The sequence below is a fragment of the Arthrobacter sp. zg-Y238 genome, assembly GCF_024385525.1.
In the GTDB taxonomy this organism is placed as follows: Bacteria; Actinomycetota; Actinomycetes; order Actinomycetales; family Micrococcaceae; genus Arthrobacter_B; species Arthrobacter_B jinronghuae.
Genome location: NZ_JANFLU010000001.1, coordinates 171,153 through 186,670, shown reverse-complemented (window position 1 = coordinate 186,670; position 15,518 = coordinate 171,153). Strand labels below are relative to the sequence as shown.

Here is a 15,518-nt window from a genome sequence, read left to right as displayed (position 1 = left end):
GTCTCTTAGCTGCTGCCTGTAGGGCCGGTCATGCTGGCGCCGCCGGTCTGATCCAGACCCGTACCGGTACCGGTCTGATTCAGACCCGTACCGGTACCGGTTTCGGCACCCTCGTTCCCAGCGTCAGGAGCGGAAGAAGTCGAGGCGGTCGGGGCGGGGGCCGGAGCCGGGGTTGAAGGGGCTGCTTCTGCAATGTAGTAGGTGACGGAAGAACCCCGTGCCACGGAGGTGCCTTCGGAGGGATTGACCCCCACGACAGTTCCCGGCGCGGCGTCGGACTGCTGGGTGCCGCCGTTGACCGGCACCAGGCCGGCATCGACGATGCGCTGGCGGGCCGCAGCCTCCTGCTGTCCTGCCAGGGCAGGGACGGAAACCATTTCCGGGCCCGAGGAGTAAAGAATTGTCACGGCGTCCCCGCGGCTCAGCGTTCCCGAGGGGTTGACCTCAATGACGGAACCCTCCGGGACGTTCGCGTCCGAAACGGGAAGCCGTTCCACCTGAAGGCCCAGGGCGATGAGTTCGCCGTAGACCTCGTCAACGGGCCGGCCCTCGTACGTGGCCGAGTCGATGCGGATGTCGTCGGGGGTTTCGGACGGCGTGGCAGTCGCCGTGGTCTTGGAGGGTGAGGGGCTGCGGGACGGGCTGGCGGCTGACGAACTCGCGGCGGGGGCCGGGTCCTCGTCTCCCTCGGAGCCGGTGAGTACGAAGAACGCCACGACGCCGGCCAGAATGAGCACGAGCAAGGCGATCAGCGGAATCGTCCAGGGGCTGCGGCGCTTTTCCTCTTCGACGTCCCCCGGGTCGCCGTCGTCGTAATCGACTTCGTCTTCGTCGGTCCACTCACGGGACGCGGCAAGCTCACCCGTGCGGGCATCGGCCACGGAGGCACCGGCGACCGTGGGCAAGGCCGATGTCGACGGTGCGGTGTCCACCACGCGGGTGGCAGTGGTGGGCACCGGGGCCGTGACCGCGCCGGCGGAGGATCCGAAGAGCAGCATGCCGGGGACGGCTTCCTGCGCTGCGTGGATGTCTCCGCGACGGATGGCGCTCACAGCAAGGGCCAACGACTCGGCGTCGGCCGGACGGTCCGCCGGGTCCTTCGCCAGCATGGACATGATCAGGGCACGCACCGGCTCCGGAATGGTTTCCGGCAGCGGCGGAGGCGTGTCATTGACCTGTGCCAGGGCAATCGCGATTTGGGATTCGCCAGAGAAGGGACGGCGGCCGGCAAGCAGTTCGTAGCCAATGACACCAAGCGCGTAGATGTCGCTGGAACCCGTCGCCTGCTGTCCGGTTGCCTGTTCCGGAGCCAGATACTGGGCAGTGCCCATGACCTGCCCGGTGGCAGTCAGCGGCACCTGGTCGGCCAGGCGGGCGATCCCGAAGTCGGTGATCTTGACCTTGCCGTCGGGCATGATGAGCAGGTTGCCGGGCTTCACGTCCCGGTGTACCAGGCCCTGGTTGTGGGCCACGGCCAGCGCGGTGGCGACCTGGCCGATGATGGACAGTGTCCGGTCCGGAGAGAGCACCTTGTCGCGCTCAATGATGGTGGACAGCGGCTGGCCGGGAACGAGTTCCATGACCAGGTACGCCGAACCGTCCTCTTCGCCGTAGTCAAAGACATTGGCGATGCCGGGATGGTTGAGCAGCGCGGTGTGCCGGGCCTCCGCCCGGAATCGGTTAAGGAAGCCCGGGTCCCCGGTGTACTCCTCCTTGAGGATCTTGATGGCAACAATGCGGCCCAGGACCAGGTCCCGTGCCTTCCAGACCTCGCCCATACCGCCAATGGCAATACGGTCGGTCAGCTGGAATCTGCCGCCTAAGGTGATACCCGATGTAGGCCTCACTTATTCAACACCGCCTCTAGGAGTTTCTGCGCGCTTGGAGTGGTCAATTGGGCACCGGTGGTCAGATCCACGTCTTCCATGACAACGGAAATGGCCACCTGCGGATCGTCTGCCGGAGCGAACCCGGTGAACCAGGCATTGTCTCCCCGGCCTTCGACCTGGGCCGTACCGGTCTTGCCGGCCACCTGTATGCCCGGAATCCGGGCGGCGGTGGCGCTGCCGTTGTCTACGACGCCGACCATCCACTCGGTGAGCTGGCGTGCCGTATCGGGGCTGACGGATGTGTTCAGTTCCGTTGGCTTCGGTTCGTCTATTACGGACAGATCAGGAGCGCGGACGCTGCGGATCAGGTTCGGAGTCATCTGCACGCCGTCATTGGCGATGGCGGCAGAGATCATGGCGACTTCCAGCGGGGTGGCGGTCACACTGCCCTGGCCGATGGAGGCCAGGGCCAGTTGGGCCTCGTCCTCGTTTTCGGGGAAGTGGCTGGCGACGACGTCCGTGGGAATCTTCAGTGAGGTATCAAAACCGAACTTCTCGGCCTGTGCCGCAATATTGTCCTGGCCGAGGTCCAGCGCCACCTGGGCGAAGACCGTGTTGCAGGAATGGGCCAGGGCAAAGGCAAAATCCGCCTCGGCGCGGGCCGAGCAGGCTCCGGTGACGAAGTTCGGGAGGGAAATGTTGGTTCCGGGCAGCGGCAGCGAGGGCGGGTTCGGGATCACGGAGTCGGCATCGTACTTCCCCGATTCCAGGGCTGCCGCAGTATCCACCAGCTTGAAGACGGAGCCGGGAGCCAGCAGGGACTGCGTGGCCGGATTGGTATACGGAGACAGTCCCGGCTGGGAAGTGAGGGCGTCCATGTTGGTGCTGAGCAGCCCGGTGTCGTGGGCGGCCAGGAGGTTGGTGTCATAGGAAGGCTTGGAGACCATGGCGAGGATATCGCCCGTCTTGGGGTCCATCATCACGATTGACCCGCGCTGGCCGTCGGGAATGAGGTCATAGGCCAACTGCTGGAGTTCCGGATCGATGGTCAGTTCCACCGAGGCACCCTGGCTCTGCGCGCCGGAGAAAACCTGGACCAGCTTGTCGTAGAACTGCTGGGAGCTGTTGCCGGACAACTCGTCATTCATTGCCATTTCCAGCTGCGTGGTGCCGTTCAGATTGAAGAATCCGGTCAGGTGCGAATACAGCTCGGGGCTGTTATAGACCCGCTGGTAATTGAACTGGTCGTCGGACGGAACGGACTCGGCGACAGCCTTGCCATCCACGAGGATGGAGCCGCGGGGCTCCCCGAAATCCCGGTAGATGGCCCGGTTGTTATTCGGGTTGGTGTTGAGTTTCTCGGCGGCGAAGAACTGCACATACGTCAGCGAACCGAGAATGAGCACGAACATTGCCAGGGCCACTACCCAGCTGTTACGGATGGCCTGGTTCATTCGTCTCCTTCCTTAGGGGAACGCCGGGTACGGGCGGAAGCGCCGGACCGGGATTCTGCCATGGCGGGAACCATGTCGGTGGACAGGGGACCGGTAGGCGCGGGCCTGCGGGCGGCATCGGAAATCATGAGCAGGAGCGCCACAATGATCCAGTTGGCCAGCAAGGAGGAGCCGCCGGCAGACATGAACGGGGTGGTCAGCCCGGTCAGCGGGATCAGGCGCGTAACGCCTCCGATCACCACGAAGCACTGCAGGGCAATGATGAAGGACAAACCGCAGGCCAGGAGCTTTCCGAAACCGTCCTTGGTACCCAGGGCGGCACGGAATCCGCGGGATACCAGCAGGACGAACATCAGCACGATCGCGAAGATGCCGATCAGGCCCAGTTCCTCACCGAGGGCGGCAATAATCATATCGCTGTTCGCGAAGGTCACCAGATCAGGGCGGCCCTGTCCCAAACCGGTGCCGACAAGCCCGCCGCTGGCCAGGCCGAAGAGCCCTTGCACTACCTGGTAGCTGCCGCCGGCTCCGTTGTAGACCTCCGGGTCAAAGGCATTGAGCCAGCCGTTGATGCGCGCCTGCAGGTGGCTGAACAATTGGAGGGCGACGAATCCGCCCGCTGCGAGCAGGCCCACACCGATCACTACCCAGCTGACGCGGCTGGTGGCGACGTAGATCATGGCCATGAACAGGCCGAAGAAGAGGATGGACGAGCCAAGGTCCCGCTGGAAGACCAGCACGCCGATGCTGACAAGCCAGGCAACGAGCATGGGGCCCATGTCCCGCATACGCGGGAACTGCAGCGGCCCGACCTTGCGCCCCGCGAGCAGGATGAGGTCCCGGTTGGTGGACAGATACCCGGCAAAGAATATGGCCAGGGTGATCTTGGCGATTTCACCGGGCTGGAAGGTGCCGATGCCGACATTGATCCAGATCCGGGCTCCGTTGATCTCGCGGCCGATAGGAGCGGGCATCAGCGGAAGGAGCAAGAGAATCGCGCTGACTATCAAGGAGATGTAGGTGTAGCGGCGCAGGATCCGGTGGTCCTTGATGATGAACAGCACCGCGATCCCTGCCGCCACGGCTACCGTGCTCCACAACAGCTGGCGGTCCGCTGCGTCGTCGCCGTTGGTGATATCCAGGCGGTGGATCATGGCCAGCCCGATGCCGTTAAGGGCAGTGACAATCGGAAGTATTACCGGATCGGCATATTTTGCCCGGAAGCGCAGCACCAGGTGGAAGATGATTACCAGTGCCATGAGGGTTCCGCCCTGGACCCAGAAGTCGGAGTCGAAGGCGCGGTCTTCGTCGAGGCCAACGATCATGTTGGCTCCAACGCCGACCAGAAGCGCGACGAGGAGGAGGAGGGCTTCAGTGTTCCGGCGCGGTTTAGGCACGGTGAGGACGTCCGACATTACTGCTCACCTCCGCAGGCGCTGTTCTGTTTGGCTTCGGGTGCGGCAGTAGCACCTGGTGTAGGTGCATCGGTCGGGGAACCCGTGTCTACCGGCGGGCACAGGACCGCCTTGGCAGTGTCCCGCAACTCGGTGACTATCTCTTCGGCGTGCTCAAGGTCCCGGGCGGGAAGGGTGTCCTCCACCCGGTTGCGGTGATACTCGGAGAGGCTGTCCACCGGAATATCGGATACGTCGGTGACATGTGAGAGCTGGATGGGGCCGACAGTCTGGGAAACACCGTTGTAGATGGCGACCCGATTGTCATAGGAGCCCACGTAGTAGCGGGTCTGTGTCCAGGTGTAGCCGAGCCAGACGACGACGGCGAGCAGCAGCGCAACCACGGTCAGGAACGCGGGCAGCAGCCAGCGCTTCCAACCGGAACGGGGCGAATCCCCGGCGGGCTGCTCTGCATCCTGCTCGGATTCTGCCTTGTGGGTAAGCATGCGGGCAGCGCGCCGCTCGGCGGAACGCTTCGTGACGATCGGAATTTCACCGGTCTCGGTGGCAAGGGACGCCGCGCCAACCAGTACGTGCGGTCGGGAGGCCAGATCCTGGCGGATCAGGTGGGCGCGTTCGCGCTCACTCTCGGCGTCATCGGCGTCGTCCCGGGCAACGGTGTTCTCCGTGCGCGATCCCGGCTCATCCTCGGTCACGGGCGGGGCCGCAGCTACAGCGGCAGTGGGGCGGTACCCGTTGTCCCTGGAGGAAACTTCGGAGAGCGGAGCGGTGGCCGGGGCAGAGCCGGCGTCGGGGTCCTCATCGATTTCAATGACAGCAACTGTCACGTTGTCCGGAGAACCGCCGGCCAGTGTGAGCTCAACCAGGGTGTCTACGCACTCCTGCAGGTCCGAGGTGCTGCGGAGAACACCCTCGATGTCGGAGTCCCGCAGGACGGCGGTCAGCCCGTCCGAACACAGCAACCAGCGTTCGCCGGGCTCGACGTCGAAAGTGGCCAGGTCCAGCTCGGGGCTGGCATCAACATCGCCAAGCACGCGCATGAGGACGTTTTTATGCGGGTGCACTTCGGCTTCTTCGGGCTGCAGGCGCCCTTCATCGATCAGCCGCTGCACGAAGGTGTGGTCGATGCTGATCTGTTCGAACCGGCCGTCTTTGAGCCGGTAGGCCCGGGAGTCGCCGATATGGGCCAGTGCCAGACGCTGCTCGTGCAGCAGCAGTGCAGTGACTGTGGTTCCCATGCCGGAGAGCTGGGGGCTGGTGGTGACCAACTCGGACAGCAGCGAATTCGCCGCTTGGATTTCGTCGGCAAGGACGGTCAGGGGTTCGTCCTCGTGGACACTGCTGTCCAAATGGACCAGATCGAGCACGGTGGAGGCGGAGGCGACGTTGCCGCCGGCGTGGCCGCCCATGCCGTCGGCAACGACGGCGAGGTAGCGGCCGACGTAGGCGGAATCGTCATTCTTGAAACGAACCATTCCAACATCGGACCGTGCTGCATATCTGAGAACCAGGGCCACTGTCAGGGCCTCAATTCGATGACCGTCTTACCGATGCGGATCGGCACACCCGGTTCGACGGGCAACGCCCGGGTAAGTTGGCTTCCACCGAGATAGGTTCCGTTTGTTGAACCGAGGTCCTCAACGAACCAGCGGCTGCCCTGGGGGAAGAGGCGGGCATGGCGGCCCGAGGCATAGTCGTCTTCCAGGACGAGGGTTGCTTCCTGTGCCCGTCCGAGCAGGATGGGGCTGGCGGCCAGGTCCAGTGTGGTCCCGCGCAGCGGACCTTCCGTCACCACGAGCTCCCTCGGCGTCACTTTGCTGGGGGCCGGCGCACGCTTTTCAAGGTTCGGGTCCTTGCGGATCTGGCGGGCCGTCGGGGTCCCGGTCCGGTTGCGGCTGCCAACGGCGAGGTCGCGTCGGATGGCACCGACTACGCTGACCACCATGATCCACAGCAGGATCAGGAAGCCGTAGCGCAGGAGCGTTTCAGTTAATTCGCTGAGCACTAACGTCCCCCGGTCCGGACGGGCAGCAGCCGAAAGACGATTCGGGTGCGCCCCATGGTGATTGTGGATCCGTCGGTAAGCACTGCTTCACCTTGAACTTTCTGGCCGTTGACGAAGCTGCCGTTGGTGGAGCCCAGATCGACGGCACGGCTGGCTCCGTTCTCGGTGCGGATCTCCAGATGACGGCGGGAAACGCCGGTGTCGTCCACGAGGATGTCGGCTTCTGAGGAGCGGCCCAGAACCACTGAGGGCGCATTAAGGGTGTAACGCTGTCCGTCAACGTCCAAGACGGGCTGCATCCGAGCCGATGGTCCCTGCCGCGGTGCAGGAGGGGAGGGCATCCGGGTCTGGGCCGAGGGTGACTTTTCAGTGGACGAATCCACTTCAAGCACCCCTGCCTTAAGGGAGGAATCGCGGGTAAACGAAACCCGCACCGGCCCCTGAAGAGTGTAGGACTGGCTGCGGGCATGCTTGATGACTACGTCGCAGAGCTCTTCAGCCAGGGGCGCGCCCCACTTCTGCGCCTGGGTGAAATCCGAGGTGGCTAGCCGCACCGTAAAGACATTCGGTGCCAGGGTCCGGCCCTGGCCCAGGACCATGGAATGCTGATCCAGTTCCTTGCGGAGTGCGATGGCAAGCTCCAGCGGTTCAACACGGCCGGACGAACCGGACGCGAAAGCACCACGAACAATCTTTTCGATGCCGCGTTCGACATTGTCGAGTATGCCCAAGTTCGTCTCCTTCCGTGTCCTGTCCGTTGAATTACCTCGTCAGCAGTACCTGCCCGGCGCCGCGGTGCGGGCTCAATTGTCTGCCGGGACTGGTTCGGGACTGGTTCGCGACTGGTTCCGGCAGAGCACAGGTATATGCGTCCACTTCGATACTACTGGTGACTGCAGATAAATGTCTTACCGCCGTCCCGGCGCCCCGCGCGCCGGTCCGGTCGCTGTTCCACATCCGTTGCCGGCTTCCCGGCCTCCCCTGTGCAGGCGGGAGAACAGCCGGCGTTTCCCTGCAACAGCACGGTTTTTAGGTTGTCCCGGAAGCCGTTTAGGTGTTTGGCCAAAATGCCGGTATGCTTGATTCTGCTGTTCCCGAGGAAACGCAACGAATGATCACAGGCAGGATCCACTTGGATCGTGTGAGGTCGTCCGCACAGCGTTGCCGCGGGAAACCATTTATGCGCGAGTGGCGGAACGGCAGACGCGCTGGCTTCAGGTGCCAGTGTCCGAAAGGGCGTGGGGGTTCAAATCCCCCCTCGCGCACATAGATAAAAAGAATGACCCCGGCCAGATGGCCGGGGTCATTCTTTTTTGCGTCCTGCGTCCCGGGCGATCCCCCCGGAGCAGGGGACTCCGAACAAGGGCCAACGCAATAAGGGAGGGACCGCGCAGCATCTGCGCGGCCCCTCCCTTATTGCGAATCCGGTGAGCCGAACGGCTCCTAGGCGCGTTCCGCCTTCTTGGCTTCTGCTTCCTTTACGCGCTGGGCTTCGGCACGGACGGCAGCAAAGCTCGCCCGTTCCTCAACCAGCCAGGCCGGCGGCTGGGCCAGCAGTGCCTTGATTTCCTCGGTGGTCAGGGCCTCGGTCACGCCGGCGCGGGTCAAACCGCCGATGGAGACGTTGAGCTTCTGCGCCACGACGGGGCGCGGATGCGGGCCGGTGCGGCGCAGCTCGGTGAGCCACTCAGGCGGATTGGACTGCAGTTCGTCGAACCGGGCCCGCGAAATAGGCCCGTCCTGGAAATCCTGCGGCGCTGCGGGCAGATAGATGCCCAGTTTCTTGGCTGCCGTGGCAGGCTTCATGGATTGGGGAGATTTCTCGGTGGTCATATTCCAAGGGTATCCGCCCGCCGCGCCACCTTCCGGTGGGCTAAGGTGTTCTGATGCCCACAGACACATCAGCACCCCTGCAGGGGGCGACGTCGCGGCCGTTGACCGTGGCCTACGTACCGGGCGTGACACCGGGCAAATGGATTACCCGCTGGCGGGAACGGCAGGACCAGGAACTCCGGACGTTCCAGTGTGAGGAGCCTGCCGCGTTGGAGGAACTTGCCTCCAACCGGGCGGATCTGGTGTTTATCCGTATTCCTGCCGAAGGTTTCGCGCGCCCGGACGGGGTGAACGTGGTTCCGCTGTACGAAGAGCAGCCGGTGGCCGCTGCCTCAAAGGAGCACCCCCTGGCGGCCTTCGACGCCGTCGACCTCGCGGATCTCGACGGCGAGACGATTCTGGACATTGACGCGATGGGAGGCGCCGCCGTCGCCCTTGAGGTGGCTGCCGCCGGCAGCGGTGTTGTGATCCTCCCCATGTCGGTAGCCCGTCTGCACTCCCGGAAGGACGTTGAAGCGCGGCCCGTGAGCGGCGTGCCGGCAACCCGGATCGGAATTGCCTGGCTGCAGGACCGGGACGAGCCGGACATAGAAGAGTTCATCGGGGTGGTGCGGGGACGGACCGCGAACAGCTCCCGCCAGCCCTCCATCCAGGCTGAACAGAAGTCCTCAGCCAAGAAGCGGACCAAGGAACGCCAGACCCGGAGCGCGGCCAAGCCTGCGGCAAAGTCCGGCGGGCGTCCCGCAGGCAAGGGCAAAGGCGCCGGCAAGAACGGCAAGCCGCGCCGCAGCCGTTGAAACACCGTTGAATCAACAGCTGTTCCGCCACTGCTGACACCCGCCTGAGCCGGGGGTACCGTTTCGCGGATGCGAATCAAAATGAGCGGTATCCACGTGGTGGACCCGGAACGTGCCTACGAGTTCTACACAGGCACCCTGGGACTGGAACCCCTGATGGCCATGCCCGAATACAACCTGTTCATCGTCTGCTCGCCTGAGGACCCGGGCGGTCCGGGCCTGCTGCTCGAACCCAGCGACAACCCGGTTGCCGAAGCGTACCGGTCGGGGCTGTATCGGGAACAGCTGCCGGTGCTGGTGCTTGGCGTCCCGGATGTGCAGGCGGAGTACGAGCGGTTATCGGGGCTCGGCGTCCAGTTCCTCGGTGAACCCACCCTGGATTCAACGGGCGCCCAGGCCGTTTTCGACGACGGCTGCGGCAACTACCTCCAGCTCCACCAGGACTGAGGCGAGGGCCAGCCGCGATGCTGCTCCGGCGGCGCCCGCTAGCGTTCCCCGAGCCGGGGGCGCAGGCGGGATTCTTCCAGGTCCAGCAACCGCTGTGCCTCGGAAAGGGTCCGGGAAGCATAGCGTCCCTCGCGGCGGGCCAGCAGCAACTGGTTCCGTTCGGCCTCGACGACGGCGCGGCGCAGTGCCCGGTATTGGAGCTGCGGCGTCGGATCCTCGTTTTCCCCTAGTGCGCGTACCCGCTCCCATGCCAGTTCGCTGCGGAGGAAGGTGCTCTGCCGGACCCTTTCGACCACATCCGGGTCCACCTCCTGACGCACGCCCAGGCACTCTGCGGGCTGCTCCAAAATGCTGAGTCCGGCGCCGCTGAGCTCATCGATCAGCTTGGCAAGTTCCCGCTGGTCCGCTGTGACATCCCTGCCCTGGACGCCCAGAATACGGATCAGCCATGGCAGGGTGAGGCCCTGCAGCAGCAGGGTGGTGATCGCTACGGTAAAGGCGATCAGTACCAGCTGTTCGCGGTACGGTGTCTGATCGGGCAGGGACTGGGCCGCGGCCAGGGTCACCACACCGCGCATTCCGGACCAGGAAATCACCACGCCGCCGCGCCAGCCCAGGCCCTCGCGGTTCAACTGCTCGACGTCGGCCCGGCGCCGGCGGTAGAGCAGCTCGCCGCGGCGGTGCCGCCGGCGCTGGCGGTCATCCGTCAGCCCGCCGTCCTTGATCTTGTCCAGCCACCGCCTGAATCGCTTGGTCCGATGTTCCTGATACCGGACCTTCGCCCTGAGCAGATAGATCAAGGGGGTGACCCAGGCGAAACGTACAAGGATCAGCAGGGCGGTGGTTGCCAGGCCGATCATTACGGCGTCGAGGACCGGCAGCAAACTGGTGTCGACATTTTCCACGAGGTGCCGGAGTTCCAGGCCCATCAGCAGGAACACGCCGTTTTCCAGCAGGAACTGGATGGTGCGCCAATTGATGCTGTCATTGATCCGCGCCTGCGCCGTGAACGCGGAGCCGCTCCGGTGTCCGGTGTAAAGCCCTGCGACGACGACGGCCAGCACGCCGGACGCTCCGGCTTCCTCCGCCGGAATGAAGGCAATGAACGGAACAACAAAGGAAATGGCGGTGTCCAGGACCGGATCATGCAGCCTTGACCGGACATAGACGGTGGCCGCGCCGACCAGCAGTCCGACCAGAACGGCAACGACGACGGCCAAACCGAAATCCCCCACCCCTGCCCAGATGCTGGACAGGCCGCCGGCAGATGCAGCGATGGCCGAGCGCAGCAGCACGAGGGCGGTGGCATCGTTGACCAGCCCTTCACCTTCGAGCACTGTCACCAGGCGTGGCGGCAGGCCAAGCCGCTTGCCGACGGACGTGGCGGCCACGGCATCCGGCGGACTCACGACGGCGCCGAGCGCCACTGCGGCGGCAAAGTTGAGGTCCGGCAGCAGCAGATAAAGCAGCAAGCCGGTGGTGAAAGCGGAAACCAGGACCAGGAACACGGACAGCGACGAAATGGCACCGATGTTGCGCCGGAAGTCGACCACTGGGACGTTGATCGCTGCGGCGTAGAGCAGCGGGGGCAGCACCCCCATCAGGATCAGTTCATGCGGAACGGAGAACTCGGGCACACCCGGCGTGTAGGAGAGGGCCAGCCCGACCACCACCAGGATGAGCGGTGCTGCTATCCCAAGACGTCTGGAGAAGGCAGCAACCGTCACAATGACGGCGACGCCTACCACGGCAAGAAGACCCAATTCCACATTTCAACATTAGCCCCGCTCCGGATGGGTTCGCTTGCGGATGTTCGGGTCAGGTGTAGGGGGACCAGCCGGTCAGCGCCGTCACGCCGTCCACGGTGACGCCGTAAATCGCGTAAATGGTCACGGGCACCATCAGGGCCCATTCGCGCCATGATCCGGCCGCGCCGATCAGGGGCAGCGAGAAGCAGCCGCTGCTCCGCCAGAGCTTACTGACCACAGGGAAGCGGACCAGGGAACGCGGGCGCTTGATCCGCAGCGGCCACAAAATCATTACGCCCTGGTGGGTGAGGAGGTCGCCGACAATATGTACGGCCACTCCCAGACCCACCGCCACCGGCAGCCAGTCATTGTTTTCCGGGGCATAAACGGCAATGAACCCCGAGAAGGCCAGGGCGAGGAACCAGCTGCGAACCGGTCCGCCGGCGATCTTCAGTGCCTTGAAGGCAAATCCCATCAGCAGGACGGAGAGGATCCCCGCTCCCAGCGCCACTGATCCGAAGACCGGCACCTCCGTGGTCACCCTGCCCAGTGCCGTCGCCAGCGCCACGAAGACCGCCAGCCCGAGCAGGGAATGCGTGCCGCGCCGGTGGCCGCCGCTGACGGCCTCCGTAAAGCGGGCAAGGATTTTGGTGAGCGGAGGAAGGGAATGGGCAATGGTGCCGCTGTGATGGTCGAGATCGGGCAGTAGTGCGGCACCGGCGGTCAACAGGGCTCCGGTGACGACGCCGAGCGGAGTCACCGGATACCAGCCGAATGCGTGGGGAGCGGTGGAGGCGACGGCAACCCAGGCTGCAGCGCCGCTAGCGGCATGGTGGCCACCCATCATGGTTGAAAAGTCCTTCCAGAGGGCGGTGCAGGCGCCAAAAGATTTTATTGAGGCTACCTATTTTTCCACGGTTTCCCGCACCCTGCGTTCACCTTGGACCGGCGGACCGGCGGAGATGCCTAGGCGACCGCGAAGCCCAGGTGCCGCAGAATGGCATCCACGATTTCCGCAGGAGAATCCGTTATTTCAATCCGGAGACCGGCTTCGTCCGGGGCAAGCGGCTCCAAGGTGCTCAGCTGCGAGGGAAGCAGAGACGGCGGCATGAAATGTCCGCTTCGCGTTTTCATCCGTTCCGCAAGAACGTCGGCGCTCCCGTCCAGGTGGACGAACGTTACGTTTCCGGCCGCCTGCGCGAGGACATTTCGGTACGTGCGCTTCAATGCGGAACAAGTAACGATGGTGCACCGGCCGTTTTCCGCCTGGACACCCATCCAATCGCGGATGGCGTAGAGCCACGGCCACCGGTCGTCGTCGTCGAGGGGGACGCCGGCGGACATCTTGGCGATATTAACGGCCGGATGGAACTCGTCAGCCTCCGCCGCAATCCATCCGAGCCGCTTGGAAAGCAGGTTGGCAATGGTGGTTTTGCCCGATCCGGCAACACCCATGATGACGAGGTGCTGTGCAGCTGGGGCCATTGAAATCTCCTTGGGACGCCGTTGTCGCGGGTTCGGACAGGTTTGCTGACCGGAACTGTTGAGCACAAAGGTATCACCAACTAAAGGTGCCGCGGCCGGAGGAATCATATGCTCCGTCAGCGGCTGATCAAAGGCACACTTCGGAGACTAGGCTGAAGCAGGGGCGGATAGCCGCTATCAGCAGGATTCCTGCTGAATCCAGGCCCCCTACTCATATATGCACCTAAAGGAATATACAGGGAACGTAGCTGGAAAGATGTGGATATGAACGAACACGCCGGCCCGCCGGCCGCGGTCCTGAACGCCCGGATCATCGAAACCCTGGGCCAGGACATTGCCTCGGGCGTGCTTGCGCCGGGGGACCGGCTCACGCTTGACGGGCTGCAGCAGGAGTTCGGCGTTTCCCGAACCGTTGTCCGCGACTGCATGCGGATCCTCGAGTCCATGAACCTGGTGTATTCCAAGCGCCGGGTCGGCATTGTGGTGCAGGATCCCCAGCTGTGGAACGTGTTCGATCCGCGGATCATCAAGTGGCGCCTTGCCGGGCCGGGCCGGGCGGAGCAGTTCCGTACCCTGACCGAACTGCGGGTGGGAGTGGAGCCGGTAGCCGCGGCGGCCGCCGCCAGACACGCTGCAGCCGCCGAGCGGGACCGGATGGTGGAGCTGGCCGCGGAGCTTCGAAGGCTCGGGGAGGCTGGGGAGCTGGAGGAGTTCCTGCAGGCCGATATTGAATTCCATACGCTGCTGCTGCGCTCCAGTGGCAACGACATGTTCGCATCGCTTCAGGATGTGGTTGCCGAGGTTCTTGCCGGCCGCACCCGGCAGGGCATGATGCCGCCGAACCCGAGCGAGGCTGCCCTGCGGGGGCATGCGCTGGTGGCCGACGCCGTCGCCGCCGGAGACGGTGCTGCCGCGCTGGCGCACATGATGGATTTACTGGAAGAAGTGCGGCAGGCCATCGCGGGTTAGCCGATCCCCGGGGCACGGCTGCTGGGCCGCAGAGCAGGCAGAGCCTCTAGGGACGGCAAAGGCCGGCGCACCCCGTGTAAAGGGATGCGCCGGCCCGGAACCTGGAGTCTTAGCGGGTCGGTTCCAGATTGCTGTCTTCGGGCGTGACTACCTCTGCCGTGGCGGAGATATTCTCGGCATCCACCATCCAGGCGTACTGCTCGAGCTTGGCAATAAAGCCATGCAGGATGTCCGCGGTGGTCGGATCCTCTTCGTCCACCTGGTCATGCACATCGCGCATGGTCTTGACGACGGCCTCGAGCATGGCGACCACGTGCGTCACGGTGTCGCGGGTGTCAACCAGCCCGGCGGGGAACGGCGGCAGGCTGGTGCCGTTGGCTACCGCCACGCTGCGGCCGTCCGGGACGGCGCGGAGGGCACGCATGCGCTCGGCCAGTTCGTCCGCGAAGATGCGAGCGTCGTCAATGATCTCGTCAAGCTGCAGGTGCAGGTCCCGGAAGTTCTTACCGACAACGTTCCAGTGGGCCTGCTTGCCCTGCAGATGCAGTTCGATCATGTCCACCAGGACGGCCTGCAGGTTGGTGGTCAGCTCTTCAGATGCCTTCATGTTTCCTCCAATGTTGACGAAAAATGAGTACTGGACTCACCTGCCGAAAGAGCCCGGATACCGTCCGGACAAAGCGGCTTCGGCAGGTGGATTGTTCCCCAGCCTAACCCCGGGAAGCGGCTCGGAACAGAATGGACGGGTTCCCGGGAAAGCCAATATAAGCAACCTTACTTCCAGTTGAAGTGCGTTGTCGTCCTGTGTACGGTGAGGAAAACGGGGCCGGTGGGAAACGGCCCGGCCAAAGGCAGGATTCGCACTACCGGAGGGACAGCATGACCACCGTAGAAGAGTCAATCAACGTATCAGTACCGGTAACCACCGCTTACAACCAGTGGACCCAGTTCGAGTCCTTCCCCCACTTCATGGGCGGCGTTATCTCCATCACCCAGCTTTCGGACACCACCACCCACTGGGTGACCAAGGTGGCCGGTGTCGAGCGGGAGTTCGACACTGAAATCACCGAGCAGCATCCGGACGAGCGGGTCGCGTGGAAGAGTACTGACGGAAAGTCCCATGCCGGCGTCGTAACGTTCCACCGCCTGGGCGACGCCGAGACCCGGGTAACCGTCCAGCTGGACTGGGAACCCGAAAACGTCGTTGAGAAGCTGGGTTCCGTGGTCGGCGCCGATGACCGGCAGGTCAAATCCGATCTTGCCCGTTTCAAGGAATTCATTGAGAGCCGCGGTTCGGAAACGGGTTCGTGGCGGGGAAACGTTGATGCACCGGGCAATGCTGCCACCGGCGCAGCCGGCACGGCTCCGGTAGGACCTACCTCCACTGACACGTCGCGGCTCGCGGCGGCTCCGGACGTGGATCCGGCAATGGATGACCCGGAATCCGGCGGACCCCGGGCCGGCCTCTAACCATCCGGCAGGTCAAATAAGAACTGCGGATGCCTTCAAGGCATCCGCAGTCTCTGTTTAACGGTG

The 15,518-nt window shown here is 64.1% G+C and carries 15 protein-coding genes and 1 tRNA gene; 5 read left to right on the top strand and 11 right to left on the bottom strand.

Going from position 1 to position 15,518, the window contains the following annotated elements; all coding sequences use genetic code 11:
* Positions 1 to 5: 5 nt before the first annotated feature.
* The 6 genes from NNX38_RS00990 to NNX38_RS00965 are packed head-to-tail and all read right to left on the bottom strand — an operon-like array spanning position 6 to position 7,434.
* Positions 6 to 1,847, bottom strand: a complete 1,842-nt coding sequence (locus tag NNX38_RS00990; protein WP_255796311.1) for a protein kinase — start codon at positions 1,845 to 1,847, stop codon at positions 6 to 8.
* A complete protein-coding gene (locus NNX38_RS00985) occupies positions 1,844 to 3,283 on the bottom strand; it encodes a penicillin-binding protein 2 (protein ID WP_255796310.1) in 1,440 nt (479 codons plus the stop codon). The genes NNX38_RS00990 and NNX38_RS00985 overlap by 4 nt, the downstream gene beginning before the upstream one ends.
* On the bottom strand, positions 3,280 to 4,698 hold the full coding sequence (locus tag NNX38_RS00980; protein ID WP_255796309.1) for an FtsW/RodA/SpoVE family cell cycle protein: 1,419 nt from the start codon (positions 4,696 to 4,698) through the stop codon (positions 3,280 to 3,282). The genes NNX38_RS00985 and NNX38_RS00980 overlap by 4 nt, the downstream gene beginning before the upstream one ends.
* The gene (locus NNX38_RS00975) at positions 4,698 to 6,173 is read right to left on the bottom strand and encodes a PP2C family serine/threonine-protein phosphatase (RefSeq protein ID WP_255796308.1); all 1,476 of its coding nucleotides are present in this window, start codon (positions 6,171 to 6,173) and stop codon (positions 4,698 to 4,700) included. The genes NNX38_RS00980 and NNX38_RS00975 overlap by 1 nt, the downstream gene beginning before the upstream one ends.
* Positions 6,174 to 6,217: 44 nt before the next feature.
* On the bottom strand, positions 6,218 to 6,643 hold the full coding sequence (locus NNX38_RS00970) for an FHA domain-containing protein (RefSeq protein WP_229951523.1): 426 nt from the start codon (positions 6,641 to 6,643) through the stop codon (positions 6,218 to 6,220).
* A 59-nt stretch (positions 6,644 to 6,702) separates the two neighbouring features.
* Positions 6,703 to 7,434 carry a DUF3662 and FHA domain-containing protein gene (locus NNX38_RS00965; protein WP_255796307.1) on the bottom strand — a complete coding sequence of 244 codons (732 nt, stop codon included), beginning with the start codon at positions 7,432 to 7,434 and terminating at the stop codon, positions 6,703 to 6,705.
* 451 nt (positions 7,435 to 7,885) lie between these two features.
* Here NNX38_RS00965 and NNX38_RS00960 point away from each other — a divergent pair.
* Positions 7,886 to 7,968 (top strand) — tRNA-Leu (locus NNX38_RS00960).
* A gap of 178 nt (positions 7,969 to 8,146) precedes the next feature.
* Here the strand turns inward: NNX38_RS00960 and NNX38_RS00955 are convergent.
* The gene (locus NNX38_RS00955) at positions 8,147 to 8,509 is read right to left on the bottom strand and encodes a DUF5997 family protein (protein ID WP_229951524.1); all 363 of its coding nucleotides are present in this window, start codon (positions 8,507 to 8,509) and stop codon (positions 8,147 to 8,149) included.
* 80 nt (positions 8,510 to 8,589) lie between these two features.
* Between NNX38_RS00955 and NNX38_RS00950 the strand changes: the two genes are divergently transcribed.
* Both NNX38_RS00950 and NNX38_RS00945 read left to right on the top strand, forming a co-directional pair.
* Complete coding sequence (locus NNX38_RS00950) at positions 8,590 to 9,333, top strand: LysR family transcriptional regulator substrate-binding protein (RefSeq protein WP_255796306.1); 744 nt, start codon at positions 8,590 to 8,592, stop codon at positions 9,331 to 9,333.
* A gap of 69 nt (positions 9,334 to 9,402) precedes the next feature.
* Positions 9,403 to 9,780: a VOC family protein gene (locus tag NNX38_RS00945; RefSeq protein WP_255796305.1), complete on the top strand. Its 378-nt coding sequence runs from the start codon at positions 9,403 to 9,405 to the stop codon at positions 9,778 to 9,780.
* Between the two features lie 38 nt (positions 9,781 to 9,818).
* Here the strand turns inward: NNX38_RS00945 and NNX38_RS00940 are convergent, their stop codons facing one another.
* The 3 genes from NNX38_RS00940 to NNX38_RS00930 all read right to left on the bottom strand — a co-directional run bounded on the left by NNX38_RS00940 (position 9,819) and on the right by NNX38_RS00930 (position 13,013).
* Complete coding sequence (locus NNX38_RS00940; protein ID WP_255796304.1) at positions 9,819 to 11,549, bottom strand: sodium:proton antiporter; 1,731 nt, start codon at positions 11,547 to 11,549, stop codon at positions 9,819 to 9,821.
* A 49-nt stretch (positions 11,550 to 11,598) separates the two neighbouring features.
* Entirely contained in the window at positions 11,599 to 12,375 is a 777-nt protein-coding gene (locus tag NNX38_RS00935) for a metal-dependent hydrolase (RefSeq protein WP_255796303.1), read from the bottom strand.
* Between the two features lie 119 nt (positions 12,376 to 12,494).
* A complete protein-coding gene (locus tag NNX38_RS00930) occupies positions 12,495 to 13,013 on the bottom strand; it encodes a gluconokinase (protein WP_255796302.1) in 519 nt (172 codons plus the stop codon).
* A 264-nt stretch (positions 13,014 to 13,277) separates the two neighbouring features.
* Here NNX38_RS00930 and NNX38_RS00925 point away from each other — a divergent pair, with 264 nt between their 5' ends.
* Positions 13,278 to 13,982: a FadR/GntR family transcriptional regulator gene (locus NNX38_RS00925; RefSeq protein WP_255796301.1), complete on the top strand. Its 705-nt coding sequence runs from the start codon at positions 13,278 to 13,280 to the stop codon at positions 13,980 to 13,982.
* A gap of 109 nt (positions 13,983 to 14,091) precedes the next feature.
* Here the strand turns inward: NNX38_RS00925 and NNX38_RS00920 are convergent, their stop codons facing one another.
* The gene (locus NNX38_RS00920; protein ID WP_255796300.1) at positions 14,092 to 14,589 is read right to left on the bottom strand and encodes a Dps family protein; all 498 of its coding nucleotides are present in this window, start codon (positions 14,587 to 14,589) and stop codon (positions 14,092 to 14,094) included.
* 272 nt (positions 14,590 to 14,861) lie between these two features.
* On the opposite strand from NNX38_RS00920, the gene NNX38_RS00915 reads away from it, so the two are divergent.
* Positions 14,862 to 15,452, top strand: coding sequence for an SRPBCC family protein (locus NNX38_RS00915; RefSeq protein WP_320416854.1), 591 nt, complete (start codon positions 14,862 to 14,864; stop codon positions 15,450 to 15,452).
* Positions 15,453 to 15,518: the final 66 nt, after the last annotated feature.